The sequence below is a fragment of the Nonomuraea candida genome (genome assembly GCF_000725485.1).
In the GTDB taxonomy this organism is placed as follows: domain Bacteria; phylum Actinomycetota; class Actinomycetes; order Streptosporangiales; family Streptosporangiaceae; genus Nonomuraea; species Nonomuraea candida.
The window spans coordinates 111,396-128,093 of sequence record NZ_JOAG01000052.1; the positions used below are offsets into that span (position 1 = coordinate 111,396).

The 16,698-nt window shown below is 73.0% G+C and carries 19 protein-coding genes, 2 pseudogenes and 1 riboswitch; of the genes and pseudogenes, 9 read left to right on the plus strand and 12 right to left on the minus strand.

Annotation, left to right across the window (positions count from 1 at the left end; all coding sequences use genetic code 11):
- Position 1: 1 nt before the first annotated feature.
- Positions 2 to 481 (minus strand): MarR family winged helix-turn-helix transcriptional regulator, encoded by a 480-nt coding sequence (locus tag IO39_RS37095; RefSeq protein ID WP_043633836.1) that lies wholly within the window; start codon positions 479 to 481, stop codon positions 2 to 4.
- 135 nt (positions 482 to 616) lie between these two features.
- Between IO39_RS37095 and IO39_RS37100 the strand changes: the two genes are divergently transcribed.
- Both IO39_RS37100 and IO39_RS37105 read left to right on the plus strand, forming a co-directional pair.
- Positions 617 to 1,978 (plus strand): MFS transporter, encoded by a 1,362-nt coding sequence (locus tag IO39_RS37100; protein ID WP_157549467.1) that lies wholly within the window; start codon positions 617 to 619, stop codon positions 1,976 to 1,978.
- Between the two features lie 14 nt (positions 1,979 to 1,992).
- Positions 1,993 to 2,640: a nitroreductase family protein gene (locus IO39_RS37105; RefSeq protein ID WP_043633840.1), complete on the plus strand. Its 648-nt coding sequence runs from the start codon at positions 1,993 to 1,995 to the stop codon at positions 2,638 to 2,640.
- Positions 2,641 to 2,668: 28 nt separating this feature from the next.
- Here the strand turns inward: IO39_RS37105 and IO39_RS37110 are convergent, their stop codons facing one another.
- On the minus strand, positions 2,669 to 3,565 hold the full coding sequence (locus IO39_RS37110; RefSeq protein ID WP_043633843.1) for a LysR family transcriptional regulator: 897 nt from the start codon (positions 3,563 to 3,565) through the stop codon (positions 2,669 to 2,671).
- Positions 3,566 to 3,641: 76 nt separating this feature from the next.
- On the opposite strand from IO39_RS37110, the gene IO39_RS51340 reads away from it, so the two are divergent.
- Together IO39_RS51340 and IO39_RS55240 are read left to right on the plus strand one after the other, a co-directional pair.
- A complete protein-coding gene (locus IO39_RS51340; RefSeq protein WP_052423857.1) occupies positions 3,642 to 4,298 on the plus strand; it encodes a DUF6152 family protein in 657 nt (218 codons plus the stop codon).
- Positions 4,276 to 4,755, plus strand: coding sequence for a hypothetical protein (locus tag IO39_RS55240; RefSeq protein WP_052423858.1), 480 nt, complete (start codon positions 4,276 to 4,278; stop codon positions 4,753 to 4,755). The genes IO39_RS51340 and IO39_RS55240 overlap by 23 nt, the downstream gene beginning before the upstream one ends.
- 261 nt (positions 4,756 to 5,016) lie before the next feature.
- Here IO39_RS55240 and IO39_RS37120 read toward each other — a convergent pair whose 3' ends face one another.
- From IO39_RS37120 to IO39_RS37140, 6 genes are all read right to left on the minus strand, one after another.
- Positions 5,017 to 5,970 (minus strand): NAD(P)-dependent alcohol dehydrogenase, encoded by a 954-nt coding sequence (locus tag IO39_RS37120; protein ID WP_043633847.1) that lies wholly within the window; start codon positions 5,968 to 5,970, stop codon positions 5,017 to 5,019.
- Complete coding sequence (locus IO39_RS37125; RefSeq protein WP_043633850.1) at positions 5,967 to 6,200, minus strand: helix-turn-helix transcriptional regulator; 234 nt, start codon at positions 6,198 to 6,200, stop codon at positions 5,967 to 5,969. Before IO39_RS37125 ends, IO39_RS37120 begins: the two co-directional genes overlap by 4 nt.
- On the minus strand, positions 6,194 to 6,625 hold the full coding sequence (locus IO39_RS37130; protein WP_043633853.1) for a hypothetical protein: 432 nt from the start codon (positions 6,623 to 6,625) through the stop codon (positions 6,194 to 6,196). The genes IO39_RS37125 and IO39_RS37130 overlap by 7 nt, the downstream gene beginning before the upstream one ends.
- Positions 6,626 to 6,686: 61 nt before the next feature.
- Positions 6,687 to 6,875 carry an ABC transporter permease gene (locus IO39_RS55245; RefSeq protein ID WP_245642505.1) on the minus strand — a complete coding sequence of 63 codons (189 nt, stop codon included), beginning with the start codon at positions 6,873 to 6,875 and terminating at the stop codon, positions 6,687 to 6,689.
- 169 nt (positions 6,876 to 7,044) lie between these two features.
- A complete protein-coding gene (locus IO39_RS37135) occupies positions 7,045 to 7,563 on the minus strand; it encodes a hypothetical protein (protein ID WP_043633855.1) in 519 nt (172 codons plus the stop codon).
- Positions 7,564 to 7,604: 41 nt separating this feature from the next.
- A complete protein-coding gene (locus IO39_RS37140; protein ID WP_043633857.1) occupies positions 7,605 to 7,835 on the minus strand; it encodes a hypothetical protein in 231 nt (76 codons plus the stop codon).
- Between the two features lie 224 nt (positions 7,836 to 8,059).
- Here IO39_RS37140 and IO39_RS37145 point away from each other — a divergent pair, with 224 nt between their 5' ends.
- Positions 8,060 to 8,884 (plus strand): hypothetical protein, encoded by an 825-nt coding sequence (locus IO39_RS37145; protein ID WP_211267300.1) that lies wholly within the window; start codon positions 8,060 to 8,062, stop codon positions 8,882 to 8,884.
- Positions 8,885 to 9,043: 159 nt separating this feature from the next.
- Here IO39_RS37145 and IO39_RS37150 read toward each other — a convergent pair whose 3' ends face one another.
- The 3 genes from IO39_RS37150 to IO39_RS37170 all read right to left on the minus strand — a co-directional run bounded on the left by IO39_RS37150 (position 9,044) and on the right by IO39_RS37170 (position 13,162).
- A complete protein-coding gene (locus IO39_RS37150; RefSeq protein ID WP_052423859.1) occupies positions 9,044 to 9,787 on the minus strand; it encodes a glycoside hydrolase family 25 protein in 744 nt (247 codons plus the stop codon).
- Positions 9,788 to 9,797: 10 nt separating this feature from the next.
- A riboswitch (cyclic di-AMP (ydaO/yuaA leader) is annotated at positions 9,798 to 9,942 on the minus strand.
- Between the two features lie 572 nt (positions 9,943 to 10,514).
- Positions 10,515 to 11,714 (minus strand): cytochrome P450, encoded by a 1,200-nt coding sequence (locus IO39_RS37165; RefSeq protein WP_043633864.1) that lies wholly within the window; start codon positions 11,712 to 11,714, stop codon positions 10,515 to 10,517.
- Between the two features lie 218 nt (positions 11,715 to 11,932).
- On the minus strand, positions 11,933 to 13,162 hold the full coding sequence (locus IO39_RS37170; protein ID WP_157549470.1) for an MFS transporter: 1,230 nt from the start codon (positions 13,160 to 13,162) through the stop codon (positions 11,933 to 11,935).
- 135 nt (positions 13,163 to 13,297) lie between these two features.
- On the opposite strand from IO39_RS37170, the pseudogene IO39_RS58235 reads away from it, so the two are divergent.
- The 3 genes and pseudogenes from IO39_RS58235 to IO39_RS58245 form a co-directional block, all read left to right on the plus strand.
- A pseudogene (locus tag IO39_RS58235) lies at positions 13,298 to 13,423 on the plus strand (LysR family transcriptional regulator); the annotation flags it as partial.
- Positions 13,424 to 13,655: 232 nt separating this feature from the next.
- A pseudogene (locus IO39_RS58240) lies at positions 13,656 to 13,787 on the plus strand (LysR family transcriptional regulator); the annotation flags it as partial.
- Positions 13,788 to 13,870: 83 nt separating this feature from the next.
- Positions 13,871 to 14,233 (plus strand): type 2 periplasmic-binding domain-containing protein, encoded by a 363-nt coding sequence (locus IO39_RS58245; RefSeq protein ID WP_245642509.1) that lies wholly within the window; start codon positions 13,871 to 13,873, stop codon positions 14,231 to 14,233.
- A 121-nt stretch (positions 14,234 to 14,354) separates the two neighbouring features.
- On the opposite strand, the gene IO39_RS37180 is transcribed toward IO39_RS58245, so the two are convergent.
- A complete protein-coding gene (locus tag IO39_RS37180; protein WP_043633870.1) occupies positions 14,355 to 14,945 on the minus strand; it encodes a TetR/AcrR family transcriptional regulator in 591 nt (196 codons plus the stop codon).
- A 458-nt stretch (positions 14,946 to 15,403) separates the two neighbouring features.
- Between IO39_RS37180 and IO39_RS37185 the strand changes: the two genes are divergently transcribed.
- Entirely contained in the window at positions 15,404 to 16,603 is a 1,200-nt protein-coding gene (locus IO39_RS37185; RefSeq protein ID WP_245642506.1) for a serine hydrolase domain-containing protein, read from the plus strand.
- Positions 16,604 to 16,698 lie beyond the last annotated feature (95 nt).

A 16,698-nucleotide genomic window follows, 5' to 3' on the forward strand; every position in this document is an offset into this window, starting at 1 on the left:
GTCAGGGGGAGCCGCCGGCGCCGGTTCGCAGGAGCTTGCCGAGGATCGCGCTCAGCTGGCCGCGCTCGTCGGGGGTGAGGGTGTGGAAGGTGTCCTCAAGGAAGGCCGGGATCGAGGCTTGGGCCTCGGCGAGCCGCCGGCGGCCCGAGTCGGTGATGGTGACGGCGTAGGAGCGCCGGTCGCGGACGTTGCGTTCCCTGCGGACGTGGCCCGCCCGCTCCAGGTCGTCGCAGATGCCGACCATGACGCTGCGGTCGATCCGGAGCTCCTCGCTGAGCGTCTGCTGGGAGCAGGGGCCGACGGCGTCGAGCATCTGGAGCACGAGGTGCTGCCCGACTCCGAGCCCTTCCCGGGCGGCGTGCGCGTCGGCGGCGCGGGCCACGGCGGCCGAGGCCCGGCACAGCGCGATGTCCAGCCGCTCGGCGGCGAGCCGCGGAAAGTACGCCGCCCCGCGGTCGGTCGTCCTGGTCGTTGTCGCCATCACTCTCCTCGTGCGTTCGGCCGCCAGTCTACCGCAATTCCATCTCCACGCCGACTGTTTGACAGCAGATGATTTGCAGGCATACGGTCCAAGTCGTCTGTCCGCCAATTGTTTGTATGCAGATGGAGTGTGATCGTGAGCCGACCCGACGGCCGCCAACAGGTGGCCCTGGCGTTGCTGTGCGCCGCGGTGTTCCTGGACTCGATGGACCTGTCGTTGATGGGCGTGGCCCTGCCCGCCATCGGGCGTGATCTGTCGCTGCCGGACAGCACCCTGCAGTGGCTGATGTCCGGCTACGCGGTCGCCTACGGCGGTTTCCTGCTGCTCGGCGGCCGCATCGCCGACCTGTTCGGCCGCCGCCGGGTGTTCCTGCTCTCGCTGGCGGTGTTCGCGGCGGCGAGCCTGGCCGGCGGGCTGCTGTCGGCCGGATGGCCGCTGGTGGCCACCCGGGTGATCAAGGGGGTGGCGGCCGCGCTCACCGCACCGGCGGCGCTGTCGCTCATCACCACCACCTTCGCCGAGGGGCCGCAGCGCAACCGCGCGCTGGGGATCTACTCGCTGGCCGGGGCGACCGGCTACACCGCCGGGCTGATCGCCTCCGGCCTGCTGACCGAGATCAGCTGGCGGCTGGTGTTCTTCCTGCCGATCCCCGTCGCCCTGCTCGTGCTGGCCGCGGCGCCGCTGGTGCTGCCCCGCGGGGGCCGGCCGCCCGGGGCGCGCGAGGGGTTCGACGCCGCCGGCGCGACCGCGGTCACCGGCGGCGTGCTGATGGCGGTGTTCGCGCTGACCGAGCGGAACTGGCCGGCCGGTGTCGTGGCCGTGCTGCTGCTGGGCGCCTTCGTCCTCATCGAGCGCCGGCGGTCCGCGCCGCTCGTCCCGCTGGAGGTGTTCAGGTCCGGCACTGTGGCCGCCGCCAATCTCGCGGCGCTGGCCTGGGCGTGCGCGACGATCGGCTGGCAGTTCGTCGCCATCCTGTACCTGCAGCAGGTGCTCGGCTACACCCCGCTGACCACCGGGCTCGGGATCGTCCCGATGGGTCTGGCCATCGTCATCGCCGCCAACCTGGCCTGCCGGCTGATCAGCCGGTACGGCCTGAGGCGGGTGGCCGCCGCCGGGATGCTGGTCCAGGGCGCCGGCATCCTGCTGTTCCTGCGGGCCGGGGCCACCGGCGACTACCTCACGGTGCTGCTGCCCGCGCTGGTCGTGCACGGCATCGGCAACGGGCTGTCCTTCCCCAGCCTCAACATCGCCGCCGTCGCCGGCCTGCCCGACGAGCGGCAGGGGCTGGCCTCGGGACTGGTCACCTCCGCCGTCCAGCTCGGCGCCGGCATCGGCGTGGCGGTGCTGGCGGCGATGATGACGCTCGGCGGCTCCGCGCCGGCCGGATACCGGATCGCCTTCCTGATCGCGGGCGGCTTCTCCCTGCTCGGCGCGCTCGTCGCCGCCATCGGCCTGCGCCCCCGCCGCCCCGCACCCGTACCCGCTCCCACCGCCTGAAGGAGACACCCGTCATGACGCTGAACCTCACCCCCGACGAGCTGCTGAGCACCACCCGCGCCGTGCGCAAGCGCCTGGACCTCACCCGCCCGGTGCCGCGCGAGCTGATCGAGGAGTGCGTGGACCTGGCCGTGCAGGCGCCGACCGGACGCAACCGGCAGCGCTGGCACTTCATGGTCGTGACCGAGCCCGAGCAGCGGCGGGCCGTGGCCGACATCTTTCTGCGCGCCCTGCCGCTGGCCGCCGGGCAGCCGCTGACCGAGCGCGACGTGCGGCGGATGAACTACCATCGCGGCTCCACCGAGCGGGTCTTCGACGGCCTGCGGCACCTGGCCGACAACATCCACCGGGTGCCCGCGTTCGTCATCCCGGGCGTGGAGGGACGCACCGACCGCGCCCCGGTGGCCGTGCAGGCGGGGGCGTGGGGATCGATCCTGCCGGCCGTGTGGAGTTTCATGCTGGCCGCCAGGGCGCGCGGGCTGGGCACGGTGTGGACCACCGCGCAGGGACCGCTCGAACGCGAGCTGGCCCGGGTGCTGGGCGTGCCGTACGAGGAGGTCATGCTGGCGGCGTTCATCCCGCTGGCCTTCACCCTCGGCACCGACTTCAAGCCCGCCCCCCGCATCCCGCGCGAGGAGGTCCTGCACTGGGAACGGTGGTGAGCACGCTCGCCGGGCGGCGAGGAGACGCTCACGCGCGGGCGGGAGGTGCGGGCAGCAAGGAGCGGAAGGTGCGGATCAGCGGGTTGGGGTCACCCGTGCGCCAGGCCACGTCCAGGGTGACGACCCGGGCGGCCGGTGACAGCGGGCGGAAAGCGACGTCGGCCCGCCGCTGCCGGGCCAGCGACTCCGGCACGAGGGACACGCCGATCCCCGCCGCCACCAGGCCGACGATGGTGTGCATCTGCACGGCCTCCTGCACGACCCGGGGCTCGAACCCGGCCGCTCTGGCCAGGGCGGTGATCTGGTCGTGCAGCGCGGGGCCGTACCGTCTGGGGAACAGGACGAACGGTTCGTCGGCGAGGGCGGACAGCGGCAGTGACGTGCGCGCGGCCTGGCGGTGGCCGGCGGGCAGGGCGGCGAGCAGCAACTCGCGGGCCACGGTACGGGTGGTCAGCACCTCGGCGGCGAGCCCGGCGACCGGCGCGTGCAGGAGCCCGACGTCGAGCAGACCTTGCCGCAGTTCCTCGGCCTGCTGCGCGGTGGGCAGTTCGCGCAGCTCCACCTGCACGCCCGGGTAGCGAGCCCGGAAACGGCGCAGCAGTTTCGGCAACGTGAGGTTGGCCGCCGACCCGACGAACCCGACGACCAGCCGCCCCGCCTCTCCTCTGCCCACCCGCCTGGCGGATTCGGCGGCGCGGGCGGCGTGGGCCAGGCTCGCACGGGCCTCCGCGACGAACGCCTCGCCCGCCGGCGTGAGCCGGACCTGCCTGGTCGTGCGCTCGAACAGCCGCACGCCCAGCTCCTCCTCCAGCTTGCCGATCTGCTGGCTGAACGGCGGCTGCCGCACACCCTCGCGCTGCGCGGCCCGGCTGAAGCTGAGCTCCTCGGCGAGAGCGACCGCGTAGCGCAGCTGATGAAGATTCATATGCGGCAGATATTAATCGGCCCGTTTCCGCCTGTGGATCCGGGACGGACGGCCGGCAGCCGCAAGGGTTGCGGTCATGAAGCTGATGATGGCAGGGCTTGCCCTCCTTGCCGCGCTGCACCACGGCTGGGAGGACTTCAGGACCGAGCGGCCGCTGTACGTGTCCGGGACGGTGACCGAGGTGAGGTGGGGCAACCCGCACCCGCAGGTACGGCTGCGCGTGGCCGGCCCCGTACGGATGCCGCCCGGGCTCGCGACGCGGTCCATTCCGGCGGAGCTGGAGGAGCTCGGCGGGCGGGAGGTGCTGCGCCGCACCCGGGCGTTCGACGGCCGGGACGACGAGGTGGTGCTGATCCTCGCGCCGGTGGAGCGCCTGACGGCGTGGGGCATGCCGGACCGCGTGCGGCAGGGCGAGCGGCTGGAGGCCGTGGGATACGTGCATCGCGAGCATGCGGAAGAGTTCCGGCCGGAGCTGCTGATCAGGCAGGACGGCCGGGCGATCCGGCAGCGCTCGGTCCCCCTGCCGCAGAGCCCGCCGCCCGCCCCCGCGGACCCGGGGACGACCTCCGGCAGCGGATCCGAAGCGGCCCCCGCCGCTCCCGCCGCCTCCGGAGGAAGCGGCGGCGCGCGGGCGCTGCCGTGGTTCGTGGGGGCCGGCCTCCTGGCCGGTGGCGGCGCGGTCGCCGCGGTATGGGTGAGGAGGAGACGGCGTGGAACCTCTCACGTGGCTTGAGGGCACGTGGCCGGCCGCGTTCGTGAGGGAGACTCCGTGGGTGTACTCCTCGCTGGAGATCGTTCACCTGCTGGGGCTGGCGCTGCTGGTCGGCCCGGCCGTCCTGTTCGACCTGCGGCTGCTCGGCGCGGGCCGGGGGACGATCTCCGTGTCGGCGGCGGCGCGGCGCCTGTTGCCGGTGGCCCGCGCGGGCTTCGCCGCCGCGGCGGTGTCGGGGGCGGCGATGTTCGTGGCCGGGGCCCGGGAGATCGCGGGCACCGGCGCGGCGCCGGTCAAGCTGGCCTTGCTGGGGGTGGCCGGGATGAACGTGGCCCTGTTCCATCTCGGTGTCTACCGCCGGGTCGCCACGTGGGACGGCGACCGCCGCACGCCGGCGGCGGCCAGGGCGGCGGGCGCCGTGTCGATGACCACCTGGGCAGGAGTGGTCGCCGCCGGGCGACTCATCGCCTACACCTGACCCGGTACGCCCTCCGCCCGCGGTGGTGTCAGGGGCGTTGCCGCGGGCGGAGGGCCCGCCCGCGAAACAGTGATCTTCCTGCTGGGGCGCCGCCCGGCGTCGTCGTCCCAGAGGTCGTCGTGGGGTTCGCCGCGCGCCGGCCGCTCGGCGCGCAACTGCGTTCGGTGTCGGTGATCCCCGTCAGGTACTCCCACCGGCTCACCCGCCGGATGGCGCCGCGGGCCAGGTCATGCCGCAGCACGATCGGCCCGGCGCCCCTGGTCAACCGATCGTGATGACGAGCTTTCCCGGCGCGTTGCCCGCAGCCAGGTCACCCACCGCGGTGGCGGCCTCCGCCAGGGCGTACGTGCGCCCGACAGCCGGTCGCACGGCCCCGGCCTCGATGAGGTCGCGCAGCACGTCCAGGTCGGCGGTGCGGGTCAGCGCGAGCAGCGGGTCCAGGCGCTGGCGCGTGAACGGAGTGATCAGCCGGGCGGCCTGCAGCCGGCCGAGTCCGCCGAACCACCGGCCGCCGCCCTCACCGCCGACGAGGGCGAGCCGGCCGTGCTCGGCGAGCAGCCCGCGCAGCTGGCGCAGCGGCCGCATGCCCGCGATGTCGATGATCAGGTCGTACGTCCCGGTGAGCGGCTCGCGTGTGTAGTCGATGACCGCCTTGGCGCCCAGCGACCGGACGAGGTCGGCCTTGGCCGTGCTGCACACGGCGGTGACGTCGGCGCCGCCGGCGACCGCCAGTTGCGTCGCGAAGCTGCCCACTCCGCCGCCGGCGCCGATGACCAGCACCTTCTCGCCGACGGTGACCCGGCCGACGGCCCGTAACGCGGTCACCCCCGACACGGGTACGGCCGCCGCTTCGGTGAAGCTCAGGTTGGCGGGCTTGCGGGCGAGCTTGCCCGGGCGGGCGACGGCGAACTCCGCGTACGCGCCGGTCGCCGCGCCGTACACCTCGTCGCCGGGGCGAAAGGCGCTCACGCCGGCGCCGACGGACTCCACGACGCCGGCCACGTCCATGCCCGGCACGCGGTTGCGGGGCCGACGCAGGCCGAAGGCGAGGCGGCCGATGAGCGGCAGCCCCGTCATGAGATGCCACACGCCGTAGTCGACGCCGGCCGCGTGCACCCGGATCAGCACCTCGCGGGCGCCCGGCTCCGGCATCGGGACCTCGCCGAGGCGCAGCGTGCGCGGCGGGCCGTACTCGTCCTGGACGATCGCCTTCATGGGGGGTCTCCTTCGGTGTCGGGGTACTGGAAGACGTCGTCGAGCCCGACCCGGAACACCCGGGCGATGCGGAACGCCATTTCCAGGGAGGGGGAGTAGCGGCCCTGTTCGATCGCGATGATGGTCTGGCGGGTGACGCCGATCCGGTCGGCCAGCTCGGCCTGGGTCATCTCGCCGTGCGCGAACCGCAGGGCCCGGATCACGTTGGTGACCCGCGTCGGCTTCACCACGTCTGGAAGCCGCCCTTGCGGTAGGCCATGATCTTGGCGATCGAGCTGAGCACCGAGGACAGCACGAACGCCAGGTAGACGGCGTTGGCGATCCAGAAGTGGCGTAGCTCGGCGATGGCCATGACCAGTGCGGCGAGCGCGCCGACGACGACGAGTGACTGCCCGATGCGCTCGCTGACCTGCCTGATCTCACGGTCGCGCTCGTCGGTGCGGTCGGCGCCGCGGCCGCCCGCGACAGCCATCGCGATGTTGGCCACGATCCCGGCGAAGATGGCGCCGCCGATGGTCCACAGCAGAGCTGCCCCATAGGCGACGTCGGCGAACGGGCCGTCGCCGGCCTGGCCTACGACGATCGCCACGTAGATCGCGTACGCGCAGACGGAGAGCACCATCATCACCCAGGCGCGCTTTTCCTCGAAGGCCATGTCCGCCCCTCATGTAAAACAAAGCTGACATTCTCCAATGTAAAGCGCCGCGGACATCATGTCAAAATTTATTTACATACAGGGTCCGTGCTTCTCCGGCGCGCCACCCGCAGTACCGCAGCTCCCGGGAGGCGGCGGTGAGTGCGCTGACGGGGTTCCAGTCGGCCAGGAGGCGCAGCCAGCCGGGCATGCCGTCGGTCGGGACGAACGCGTTCGACAGCATCGTGACCGGCAGGCCGAGCGGCACCATCGCGTCGGCGGAGGGACGGGAGGCCGGCGCGCATGGACGCCGCCTCGCCCTGCCTGGCCGGCGACGGCCACGCCGGCCAGTACGCGACGTCCTGATCACGCTGTTGACGATCGTGCGGCGGCTTGGCCGACGCATGACGCGATTGCCGGAGACGCGGGCCGGGGCGGCCTCACGGGGTCTGCTCGTCGATCTCGCACTTGGTGAACACCCAGGAGTGGCCGCCGCTGTTCTTCAGCGACCAGTACATCCACCCCGTTCCGGTCAGGTCGACGCTGACGGTGAAGTCGAGGGTGATGGCGCCGCCGGAGACGTTCGCGGTCTGCGTGCCGCCGCCGTTCGGCGTGATGAGCTGGTACTGCGTACTGGTGGCGCTGGGGGTGTCGAGGTGGAAGCGCAGCCGGTAGGTGTGCTGATCACCGTCGGGCACCCGCACGTACGGCACCACGACCTGGGCCACCGAGGCCGGGATCACGGCCGGGTTGAAGGCGACGTTGTTCGGGGTGAAGGCGTGCACGCCGTAGAGCACGAGCTGGGTGTCGGCCGAGGTGACGTGCTGGGGGTCCACGGCGCCGACCGGCGTCCAGCCGGACGCCGCGCCGCTCTGCGCGCCCGCGCCGGGCGCGAGCCCCGCCCAGAGCAGCACGGCTGCCAGGCCCGCCAGCGCTGATCTTCTTACGGTGGTGATCATTGAGCACTCCCTCGCGATCGTCGTCGTGCCGCGGCACCTGCTCAACCGATGCTGTGCGCGAGACGGCCGCAGGGGAACTGCCCTCGGAGGGACAACCGCGGGCGGACGGCGACGCCACCAGGGCCCAAGGCCCTCAAGGACGAGCTGTACGGCAGCGTCATCATCGGCGACTCGGCGCACAGCGCGTCCACGAGGGTGAGGAGCAGCTCCGCGACCGCCGGCGCCGCGTCGCCGGGGAGGACCTCCGGCCGCCGCGCCTGCACGAACCTCACGTTCTCCGCGCGGCGCGATCCGGCGAGCGCTCGGTGACATCAAGCGGCGGCCCGGGCCCGTGGCCGGCATCCCGGCCGCCAGGACGACCCTCGGCTGAAAGTTTCCCCCGCCACAGCCCCTCCACCAGCAGCGTTGCCGGCGGCTGTGGCCACGCGCCGCCCCCTGGGCGCAGGATGGCGTACCTTACTCCCGCTCACCCACATCCGCGTCAGAGGGAGTCGTCGTGCGTACCTGGCCGGCCCGCGCCGTTGTGTCCGTCCTGCTGGTGCCGCTGACGGCCGTTCCGGCGGCCTCCGCCGCCGCAGCCTCCTCCGCCGCCTCCTCCTCCGCCGCCTCCTCCTCGGCCGGGGCGGGCGCGCGTACGTGCGCGCAGGCCGGCCTGCTGTTCTGCGAGGACTTCCAGGCCATGCCGGTCGGTGGCGCCGCCAGCCTCCGCTGGGGAGTCGACACCAAGCACGGCACGCTCACCGTCGAGCGCGGGCGGCGGGGGCAGAAGGTGCTGCGGGTGCACACCGAAGGCAACGGCCGCGCGTTCCTGAAGGTGGACGACTTCGCCGCGCCGGGCAACAGCTTCTACGGGCGCGTACGGGTGCGGGTCGGCGCGTTCCCGAGCGCACCTGCCTGGGCGCACTACACGCTGGTCGAGGCCACCGGCGACGGGCCCGAGATCGTCCGCCCGCTCGGCGGCCAGTACGCCCCGCCGCCCCACGGGGGAGCCGCGTACTGGGGAGTCGGCGCGGACGGCGGCCCCACGGGGGACTGGACGAACTGGCGGCCCACCGCGCCCTCCGTCGCCGGGAGGTGGACCTGCGTGGAGTGGCACCTGGACGCCGGCGACAACCGCGTCTCGCTGTGGTTCGACGGGGTGGCCAAGCCTGAGCTCACCGTGTCCACCCGCGAACACGGCGGCAACCCGGTGGACTTCGTCTTCCCGCGGTTCGACACGATCAAGCTGGGCTGGCAGCTCTACCAGGCGGACCCGACCCCGGCCCGCTACGACGTGTGGATGGACGACATCGCGCTGAGCAGCCGCCGGGTGGGTTGCTGACCGCAGGCGGTGCGGCCGGCACGCCGGTCGATCGAGGCGGCCGGAGATCGCACTGTGACCGCACGGTGACCGCACGCTCCCCGAAGCGTCCGACACCGGGGCGCGACCGGCATCGTCACGCCCGCTTGCATCTCCAGCAGGGGGAGGTGCCAGGCGTCCTTACGCGGCGGGACGGCCGAGGCTCCGCAGCTGCTCGGGGGTGAGCGCGGAGACGTTCTGGTCGACGGGGGAGTCGGTGTACTGGTGGATGGTCCAGGTCTTCCAGTCGGCGGGCGGCGCGAGCCGGCCCTTGGGCTTGCTGTAGTGGGCCACCCAGAGGGGGTAGTCCGCCAGGCCCTTGCCGTAGGTGTCGGCGAAGTTCCAGCCGCTGTACAGCATCGGGGTGACCCCGGTCCTGGCCTTCACGTGGGACAGCCAGGTCTTGGCCCAGGCGTTGACCTCCGCGACGGACCTGCCGTCGGTCGTCTCCAGATCCAGCACCAGCAGGTCGCCGGCCTTGGCGGGCTGGGAGTTCACCATGGACAGGAAGTACTCGGCCTCGGCGATGGGATCGTTGCCGGGGTGGCCGTAGTGGTAGGCCCCGCGCACGATGCCCTTCCGGTCCAGCTCGTGCCAGTGCCGGGCGAACGAGGCGTCGCGGAAGCTGGTGCCCTCGGTGGCCTTGATGATGCCGAACCTGGCCGGGCTGGCGTTCCAGTCGTAGTCGGACTCGTACCGGGAGACGTCCACGCCGTAGGTGAAGGCCGCGGCCTCGTGCCGGGCCGCGGCTTCGTGCTGGGTGCCGCGCGCCGCGTCGTGGCCGGTGGTGTCGGCGCACGCCGTCCCCACCACGCCGGTGATGGCGGCGGTTCCGGCCAGGAGGGCTCCTGCTACGGCCGTGCTGAGGCGCTTGTGGTTGCGCATGGGTGTTGACTCCTTGCTTCCATGCCGCCTACCGGGTCAGCTGACGGGTTCGGGACTGGAAGTGCCCTACGGACGCAGGCCGGCTGGCGTCCGATTCACCCCGGGAACGATGGGTCCCCGGCTCCGCGGGTCTGCGGATTCGGCGGCCGGGCGCCGTGGCACGACAGTGCTGGAGACGGCGCGCGGTCCGGTCAGGAAAGGCGGCACCGACGAAAGGCTCGTCCATGGGAACGCCGCTGGTTAAAGGTACGCTTTTCCCCAAAAGCTGTGCAAATGGGGCAAAGTCGACAGTCGTGTGTGAGGGCTCCGGGCGAGCACGGAAGGCCGTGCCGGCCGGGGCTCCCGCTCCGGGTAAAGGTTTTCGGCTGAGATCTCCCCGGCCGGTACCGGTGACCGGCTCGGAGCGGGCCGGCCGCTTGAGTGGAGCGCGTCCGCGGCCTCGGCGCAGTCGCGGACGAAGATCGGGGCGACGCGGACGCGGTCGGTCCCGTCGCCCTGGTAGCCGCGTACGGTGACGACGGCGGCGCCGTCGGCGTCCCCGACGGCGAACGGGCGATCGACGGCGGGGCCGATCTCGGTGATCACGCCGGCGACCTCCATGCCCGGCACCCGTACCGTGTGTCGGCGGCGCCGTCGGCGATGATGCCCGCCAGCTGGCCCAGGAGGTCGGCGACGTGGCCGATGGCGACGGGTTGGTTACATATTTCAAGATATGTAACCTGAAACTTCATTCCCAGGTGACCGGCAGGCTGTGCACGCCGTACACCTGCGAGGGGTCGGTGCGCAGCGACAGCTCCTCGGCCGGTACGGCCAGCCGCAGCGTCGGGAAGCGGTGGAGCAGCGCGGGAAGCGCGACCCGCAGCTCGACGCGGGCGAGCTGCTGACCGAGGCACTGGTGGACACCGTGGCCGAAGGCGAGATGCCCGGCGGCCGAGCGGCGCAGATCGAGCACGTCGGGGTCGGGGAACCTGGCCGGGTCCCTGTTGGCGGCGTTGATCGCGATGATGACCGTGTCGCCCGCCGTGAGCCGCCTGCCGCCGAGCTCCACGTCCTCCAGCACGCCGCGCATGCCGGTGGCGGCGATGGACAGGTAACGCAGCAGCTCCTCCACGGCGCCGGCGGCCAGTGCGGGGTCGCCGCGCAGGGCGGCGAGCTGGGCCGGGTCGCGCAGCAGGGCGAAGGTGCCGAGCGCGAGCATGTTGGCGGTGGTGTCGAGCCCGGCGCCGAGCAGGAACGCGGCCACGCCGCCGAGCTCCTCGTCGGTCAGCTCGCCGCCGGTGGCCAGGTCGCTGAGCAGGTCGTCGGCCGGCGCGGCCCGCCTGGCGAGCGCGAGCTCCCGCAGGTAGGAGCCGAGGTCGAGGAAGGAGGCGTACTGCGCCTCGGCGGTGCCGGTCGACAGGGCCCGGGCGGAGTCCTGGAACCGGGCGCGATCCTCGTACGGGACGCCGAGCAGCTCGCAGATCATCAGCGCCGGCACCGGCTGCGCGAAGACCTCGACGAGGTCGGCGGGCGGCCCCTGCCGCTCCATCGCGTCGAGCCGCTCGCGGGTGATCTCGGTGACCCGCTCGGTGAGCAGGTTCATCCTGCGGACGGTGAACTTGCCCGCCAGGAGCTTGCGGAAGCGGGTGTGCTCGGGCGCGTCCATGCCGGTCAGGTCGCCGACGGGGGCAGGCGGCAGGCGCCCGCCCGCCAGGGGGTGGTAGTGGGTCTCGTAGCGGGAGCTGAACCTCGGGTCGGCGAGGATCTGCCGGACCAGGTCGTAGCCGGTGACGATCCAGACGCCCGGAGCCCCCTCGGGCACGGCCAGGCGGGCGATCGGCTGCTCCGCGCGCAGGGCGGTGAGCGAAGGGGCGGGATCGAAGGGGCGGGTGGGTGCGCGGTCGAGGGACGGGCTGACCGGCTCGTCGCGATAGTACGTGTTCGACATGCCTGAAAAGCTACGTTGCTTTGAGAAATTCTGTCAATCAGGTGATAGATAAAATCCCAGGCCAATGCCACTATTTCGATGCGTTGACGGTGAAGGTGAATGCAATGAAAGCGTTGCATTGGGTGGTGCTGAACGCAATGATGAAGTGGGGTGCGAACAGTTCAGCGCCGTGCGGGGCTCATGACGCGGGTCCCGCCCGCGACAGGGCGCCGGGCCGACTACCTGCGGGCTCGGTCCGCGACCGGCTCGGCGCGGCGGGGGAGCAGCAGCGGGGTCGCCAGCAGGAGCGCGCCGGCCAGGCCGATGGCCATGCGCGGGCCGAGCAGGGCGCCCAGCACGCCCCAGACGGCCGTCAGGAGCGCGGTCGCGGCCCTGGTCGTCACCGTCCAGGCGGTCAGCGTACGGGCGACCCGGCCGGGCGCGGTGCGATCGAGGCGGCAGGTGGCCGAGACGGGGTTGAAGACCCCGCAGCAGAAGATCAGCCCGAGCTCGACGCCCATCACCAGCAGCAGCCCGCCGGTCCCCGGCCCCACGAAGACCAGCCCGGCGGGCCAGATCGCGCGCAATGTCCCGGCCGCGACCAGGACCCGCCGCTGCCCGAACCGGGTGGCGAGCGGCCGGGCCAGCCGCGCGCCGAGCAGCCCGCCGATCGCCGGCGCGGCGAAGGCGAGGCCGTACTGCCACGGCGCGAACCCGAGCGGGCCGAGCATCAGCACGGCCAGCAGCGCGTCGGTGGCCATCAGCAGGCCGTTGAAGGCGACGGTGTTGAGAAACAGCGGGCGCAGCGTCGCGTCGGCGAGGATGTACCGCCAGCCGTCGAGCAGCTCCCCGGCCCGCAGGCGGGCGGCCGGCCGGCGCTCGGGCCGCGGCTCCCGGCCGCCCGCCGCGCGGATGCCCAGGGCCGAGAGCAGATAGCTGAACGCGTCGGCCGCCACCGTCGCCACCGGGCCGAGCAGCCCGATCGCGGCGCCGCCCAGCGGCGGCCCGATGACGGTCATCGTCCAGGCCGTCGACTCGAAGCGGGCGTTGGCGACGAGCAGGTGCTCGGCCGGCAGCAGCGTCTTCAGGTACGCGCCGGAGGCGGCGCGGAAGGTGATGTCGGCCGCCGCGACGACGACCGAGACCAGCAGGAGCTGGACGAAGGAGAGCACACCGAGCGCGAACGCGGCGGGCACCGTCAGCAGCGCCGCGAACCGCACCAGGTCCGTGCCGATCAGCACCGGCCGCTTGCGGCGGAACTCCGCCCACGGGCCCAGCGGCACCGCCACGGCCGCGCCCGCCAGAGCCCCCACCGAGGACAGCGCCGCGACCTCGGCCGGTCCGGCGTGCAACACCTGGATCGCGATCAGCGGGAACGCCCCGAAGGCGAGCCACGTGCCGAGCGCGCTGGTGCCGTACGCCGCCCAGAGCCACCCGAACTGCCGCCCCAGCCGAGGCCCGCTCCGCACGCCCACCACTTCCCGCCCCTCGCCCGCACAACCGATTCGCGACCGAGAGCATCCAAGCGCGCGCCGTACCAGGAGATCAAACAACCAGGAAGCCTCTGGACACAACCGTCCGTTGTGCCTCTAGGGTGTGTCGGCATGGACCTCAACACCGTCCGGACCTTCGTCGCCGCCGCCGGCGCGGGGCGGTTCCAGGAGGCCGCCGCCGAGCTGGGGCTCACCCAGCAGGCCGTCTCCAAGCGCATCGCCACGCTGGAGCGCGACCTCGGGGTGCGGCTGTTCGCCCGCACCCCGCGCGGCGCCGAGCTCACCATCGACGGGCAGGCGTTCCTGCCCCACGCCCGCGACCTGCTCAGGGCCGCCGAGCGCGCGGTCGCGTCCGTCCGCGCCGGCAGCCGTCCGCTGCGCGTCGACGTGATCGCCTCGCGCAGCGCGCAGTCGGGCCCTGATGCGCGCCTTCCATCGGGCCCACCCCGAGGTCGAGCTCGATGTGGTGATGCTGTTCGACATCGAGACGGCCGTCGCCGCCCTCCGGTCCGGCACGATCGACGTGTCCTTCCGCGCCGTCGGCATGCCCGGCCGGTCCCTCCCCGAGGAGCTCACGTCCGTCCGGGTGCTCGACGAGGCGCTCCAGCTCCTCACCGGCCCCGCCCACGCGCTGGCCGGGGCCCGGTCGGTGACGCCGGCCGGCTCGCCGGGCACCGGATCTGGATGCCCGGCATCGTCCCCGGCACCGAGTGGGCCGTCTACTACGACGCCCTCGTCGCCGAGTTCGGCCTCACCATCGAGGCGACCGGCCCCAACTTCGGCTCCGACGCGCTGCTCGACACCATCGCCGACACCCCGGCCCTGGCCACGTTCATGGGCGAGCACACCCGCCTCGTCTGGCCCGCCGGTCACGGCCTGCGCCGCATCCCGGTCATCGGCCCCACGCCGGTCTACCCGCACTCGCTCCTGTGGCGCCGCGACAACCCCCACCCCGCGCTGGCCACCCTCCGCGACCACCTCACCGCCGCGGCGCCCGCCCCCGGCGCCGCCGGCACCTGGACCCCGGACTGGGCGATGTCGCGCTGACCGCCGCCTCCTGACTCCCGGCCGGCGGCCATGATCGCCCAGCAGGGGACAGGAGGCACGCCGGCAGCAGGTGGATCAGGGGGATGCGCGGACCCGGCGCCGGGGGTCCCGGCGGCCCGGCTCAGCCGGCGCCCGGAGCGGCGAACGCCTCGTCGAGGTGGCGGGTGAGCAGGGCCACCGCCTCCTCGCCGGTGTACTGGCCGGCGAGCACGGCCAGTTGCAGGCCGGAGACCAGGGCGAGTGCCGTGGCGGCCCTGGTGCCGGGGTCGCCGTTCGCCCCGGCCTGGGCGAACCGCTCGGCCAGGAGGTCGCGCAGGGCGTTGGCGTAGGACAGGCCGGCCTCCTGGCCGGGGTCGGTGAGGGTGAGCGTGAAGTGCGCGGTGTAGGCCAGGACGATGCGGCGGCTCTCCTCGTCGGTGGGCAGGAGCGCGGTCAGCGCCGCGTACAGGAAGGCCCGGGGGGACGCGGGCGCGCCGCGCTCGGCCGCCGCGCGCGTCATCCGGCGGCCGAGCTGCTCGCCCAGGTGGGCGAGCACCCAGGCGAGCAGCTCCTGCTTGGTGTGGAAGTAGTACTGCACCAGCCGCAGGGAGACGCCCGCCTCGGCGGCGACTTCACGCATGCTGGCGGCGTGCAGGCCGCGCGAGGCGGCGATGCGGATGACGGCCTCGGCGATCTGGCGGCGGCGTTCTTCGTGGTCCACTTTCGTCGGCACCTCGTCACGATACAGCCGTATCATCGCGCCCCCGCACCGCGACCGCAGGCAGCCAACAGCCGCTGAAGGTCATGCCGCCGGATGACCTCGTCGGAGAGGACACGTGAGCGGGCGGGCGGCCCGCGGTGGCCAGTACCTCCTCGGTCACGCCCGGTGCGGCACCGTGCGAGAGAAACTGCAGAGGGTGTGCTGGTGCCGGAGTTCGCGGCCGAGCCGGTCATCCCTGCGGGCAAGAGCCAAGGTGATGGGCTCTCTCCGCTGGAACCGGCGGCTTTCGGAACATTCCGGTCCGGGCTGCTCGCGCGCCCGATGTGATACGTTCGTATCATCACGTTCCGGGAGCCGCCCGATCGGTGCACGCGCATGCCGCCGGCTGGCCCGCGCCGGCATCCGGGCCCTCGCCGGGTCGCGGCTCCTCTTGACCCGAGCGACCGGAGGTTGCCGTGAGTGGATTGTCCGTGACGTGTCCCCCCGAGAAGGTCGGGTTCGATTCCGGGCGGCTGGCCAGGATCGACAGATTCTTCGCCGCCGGGACGGAGGCCGGCCGGTGGCCCGGCTGGCAGCTCCTGATCAGCCGGCGGGGTGAGATCGCGCACCTGTCGGCCCACGGCAGCCGCGACCTCGCGGCCGGGCTCCCCGTCGAGCAGGACACCCTGTTCCGCATCTACTCCATGTCGAAGCCGGTCACGTCGGTGGCGGTGATGACGTTGTACGAGGAGGGGCGGCTGCTGCTCACCGACCCGGTGGCCACGTACCTTCCGGAGTTCGCGGACATGCGCGTCTACGAGAGCGGGCCCGCGGCCGCGCCCGCCACGCGGCCGGCGGCGGAGCCGATCCGCGTGTGGCACCTGCTCACCCACACGGCGGGCCTGACGTACGAGTTCTACCGCCAGAGCGTGGTGGACGAGATGTACCGCGCGGCGGGGTTCGACGGACCCTACCCGGCCGGGCTGGACCTGGCGGCGTGCGTCGAGCGGTGGGCCGCGTTGCCGCTGCTGTTCGAGCCGGGATCGCAGTGGAACTACTCGGTCGCCACCGACGTGCTCGGCAGGCTCATCGAGGTGGTCTCCGGCCGGCCGCTCGACCGGTTCCTCGCCGAGCGGATCTTCGAGCCGCTCGGGATGCGCGAGACCGGGTTCGAGCCCGCCGACCCCGCGCGCCTGGCCACCCTGTACGGCCAGGGCCCGGACGGGCGGCTGGTGCCGATCCCGCCCCCGCCGTCGCGGCCCGCGCTGCTGTCGGGCGGCCACGGCCTGATCTCCTCCGCGGGCGACTACCACCGATTCACCCAGATGCTGCTGCGCGGCGGGGAGTTCGAGGGGGCTCGTGTCCTCGGGTCGCGCACGGTCGCCTACATGACGCGCAACCACCTCCCTGGCGGCGCCGACCTGGAGGAGTTCGGCCGGCGGGTGTTCTCCGAGGTCTCCAACGGCGGGTCGGGCTTCGGGCTCGGCTTCGCCGTCGTCCAGGACGCCGCCAAGCAGAAGGACCTGAGCTCGGAGGGCGAGTACGGCTGGGGTGGCGCGGCGGGGACGGCGTTCTGGGTGGATCCGGCGGAGGAGCTCACGGTGATCTTCCTGTCGCAGTGCATCCCCTCCAGCGTCCAGCCCGTCTTCGGCCAGTTGCGGCAGCTCGTGTACCAGGCACTGGTCGACTAGTGGCCTGTCACGCAACCTTGGACGGGTAACTGGTCCAGCTTCGAATAGGTGAGCTGGCGGCGAAGCTGGTCTTTGGTTGCGCGTGAGCGTTGCGC

What these genes read in the sequence shown, in the direction of transcription:
- IO39_RS51340 (WP_052423857.1), top strand. Translation starts at nt 3,642, where the DNA reads ATGAAGCTGATGATGGCAGGGCTTGCCCTCCTTGCCGCGCTGCACCAC.
- IO39_RS37110 (WP_043633843.1), bottom strand. Translation starts at nt 3,565, where the DNA reads ATGAATCTTCATCAGCTGCGCTACGCGGTCGCTCTCGCCGAGGAGCTC.
- IO39_RS55245 (WP_245642505.1), bottom strand. Translation starts at nt 6,875, where the DNA reads ATGGTGCCGCTCGGCCTGCCGGTCACGATGCTGTCGAACGCGTTCGTC.
- IO39_RS37130 (WP_043633853.1), bottom strand. Translation starts at nt 6,625, where the DNA reads ATGGCCTTCGAGGAAAAGCGCGCCTGGGTGATGATGGTGCTCTCCGTC.
- IO39_RS37150 (WP_052423859.1), bottom strand. Translation starts at nt 9,787, where the DNA reads ATGCGCAACCACAAGCGCCTCAGCACGGCCGTAGCAGGAGCCCTCCTG.
- IO39_RS37165 (WP_043633864.1), bottom strand. Translation starts at nt 11,714, where the DNA reads ATGTCGAACACGTACTATCGCGACGAGCCGGTCAGCCCGTCCCTCGAC.
- IO39_RS58245 (WP_245642509.1), top strand. Translation starts at nt 13,871, where the DNA reads ATGCCCGGCATCGTCCCCGGCACCGAGTGGGCCGTCTACTACGACGCC.
- IO39_RS37095 (WP_043633836.1), bottom strand. Translation starts at nt 481, where the DNA reads ATGGCGACAACGACCAGGACGACCGACCGCGGGGCGGCGTACTTTCCG.
- IO39_RS37135 (WP_043633855.1), bottom strand. Translation starts at nt 7,563, where the DNA reads ATGATCACCACCGTAAGAAGATCAGCGCTGGCGGGCCTGGCAGCCGTG.
- IO39_RS37120 (WP_043633847.1), bottom strand. Translation starts at nt 5,970, where the DNA reads ATGAAGGCGATCGTCCAGGACGAGTACGGCCCGCCGCGCACGCTGCGC.
- IO39_RS37105 (WP_043633840.1), top strand. Translation starts at nt 1,993, where the DNA reads ATGACGCTGAACCTCACCCCCGACGAGCTGCTGAGCACCACCCGCGCC.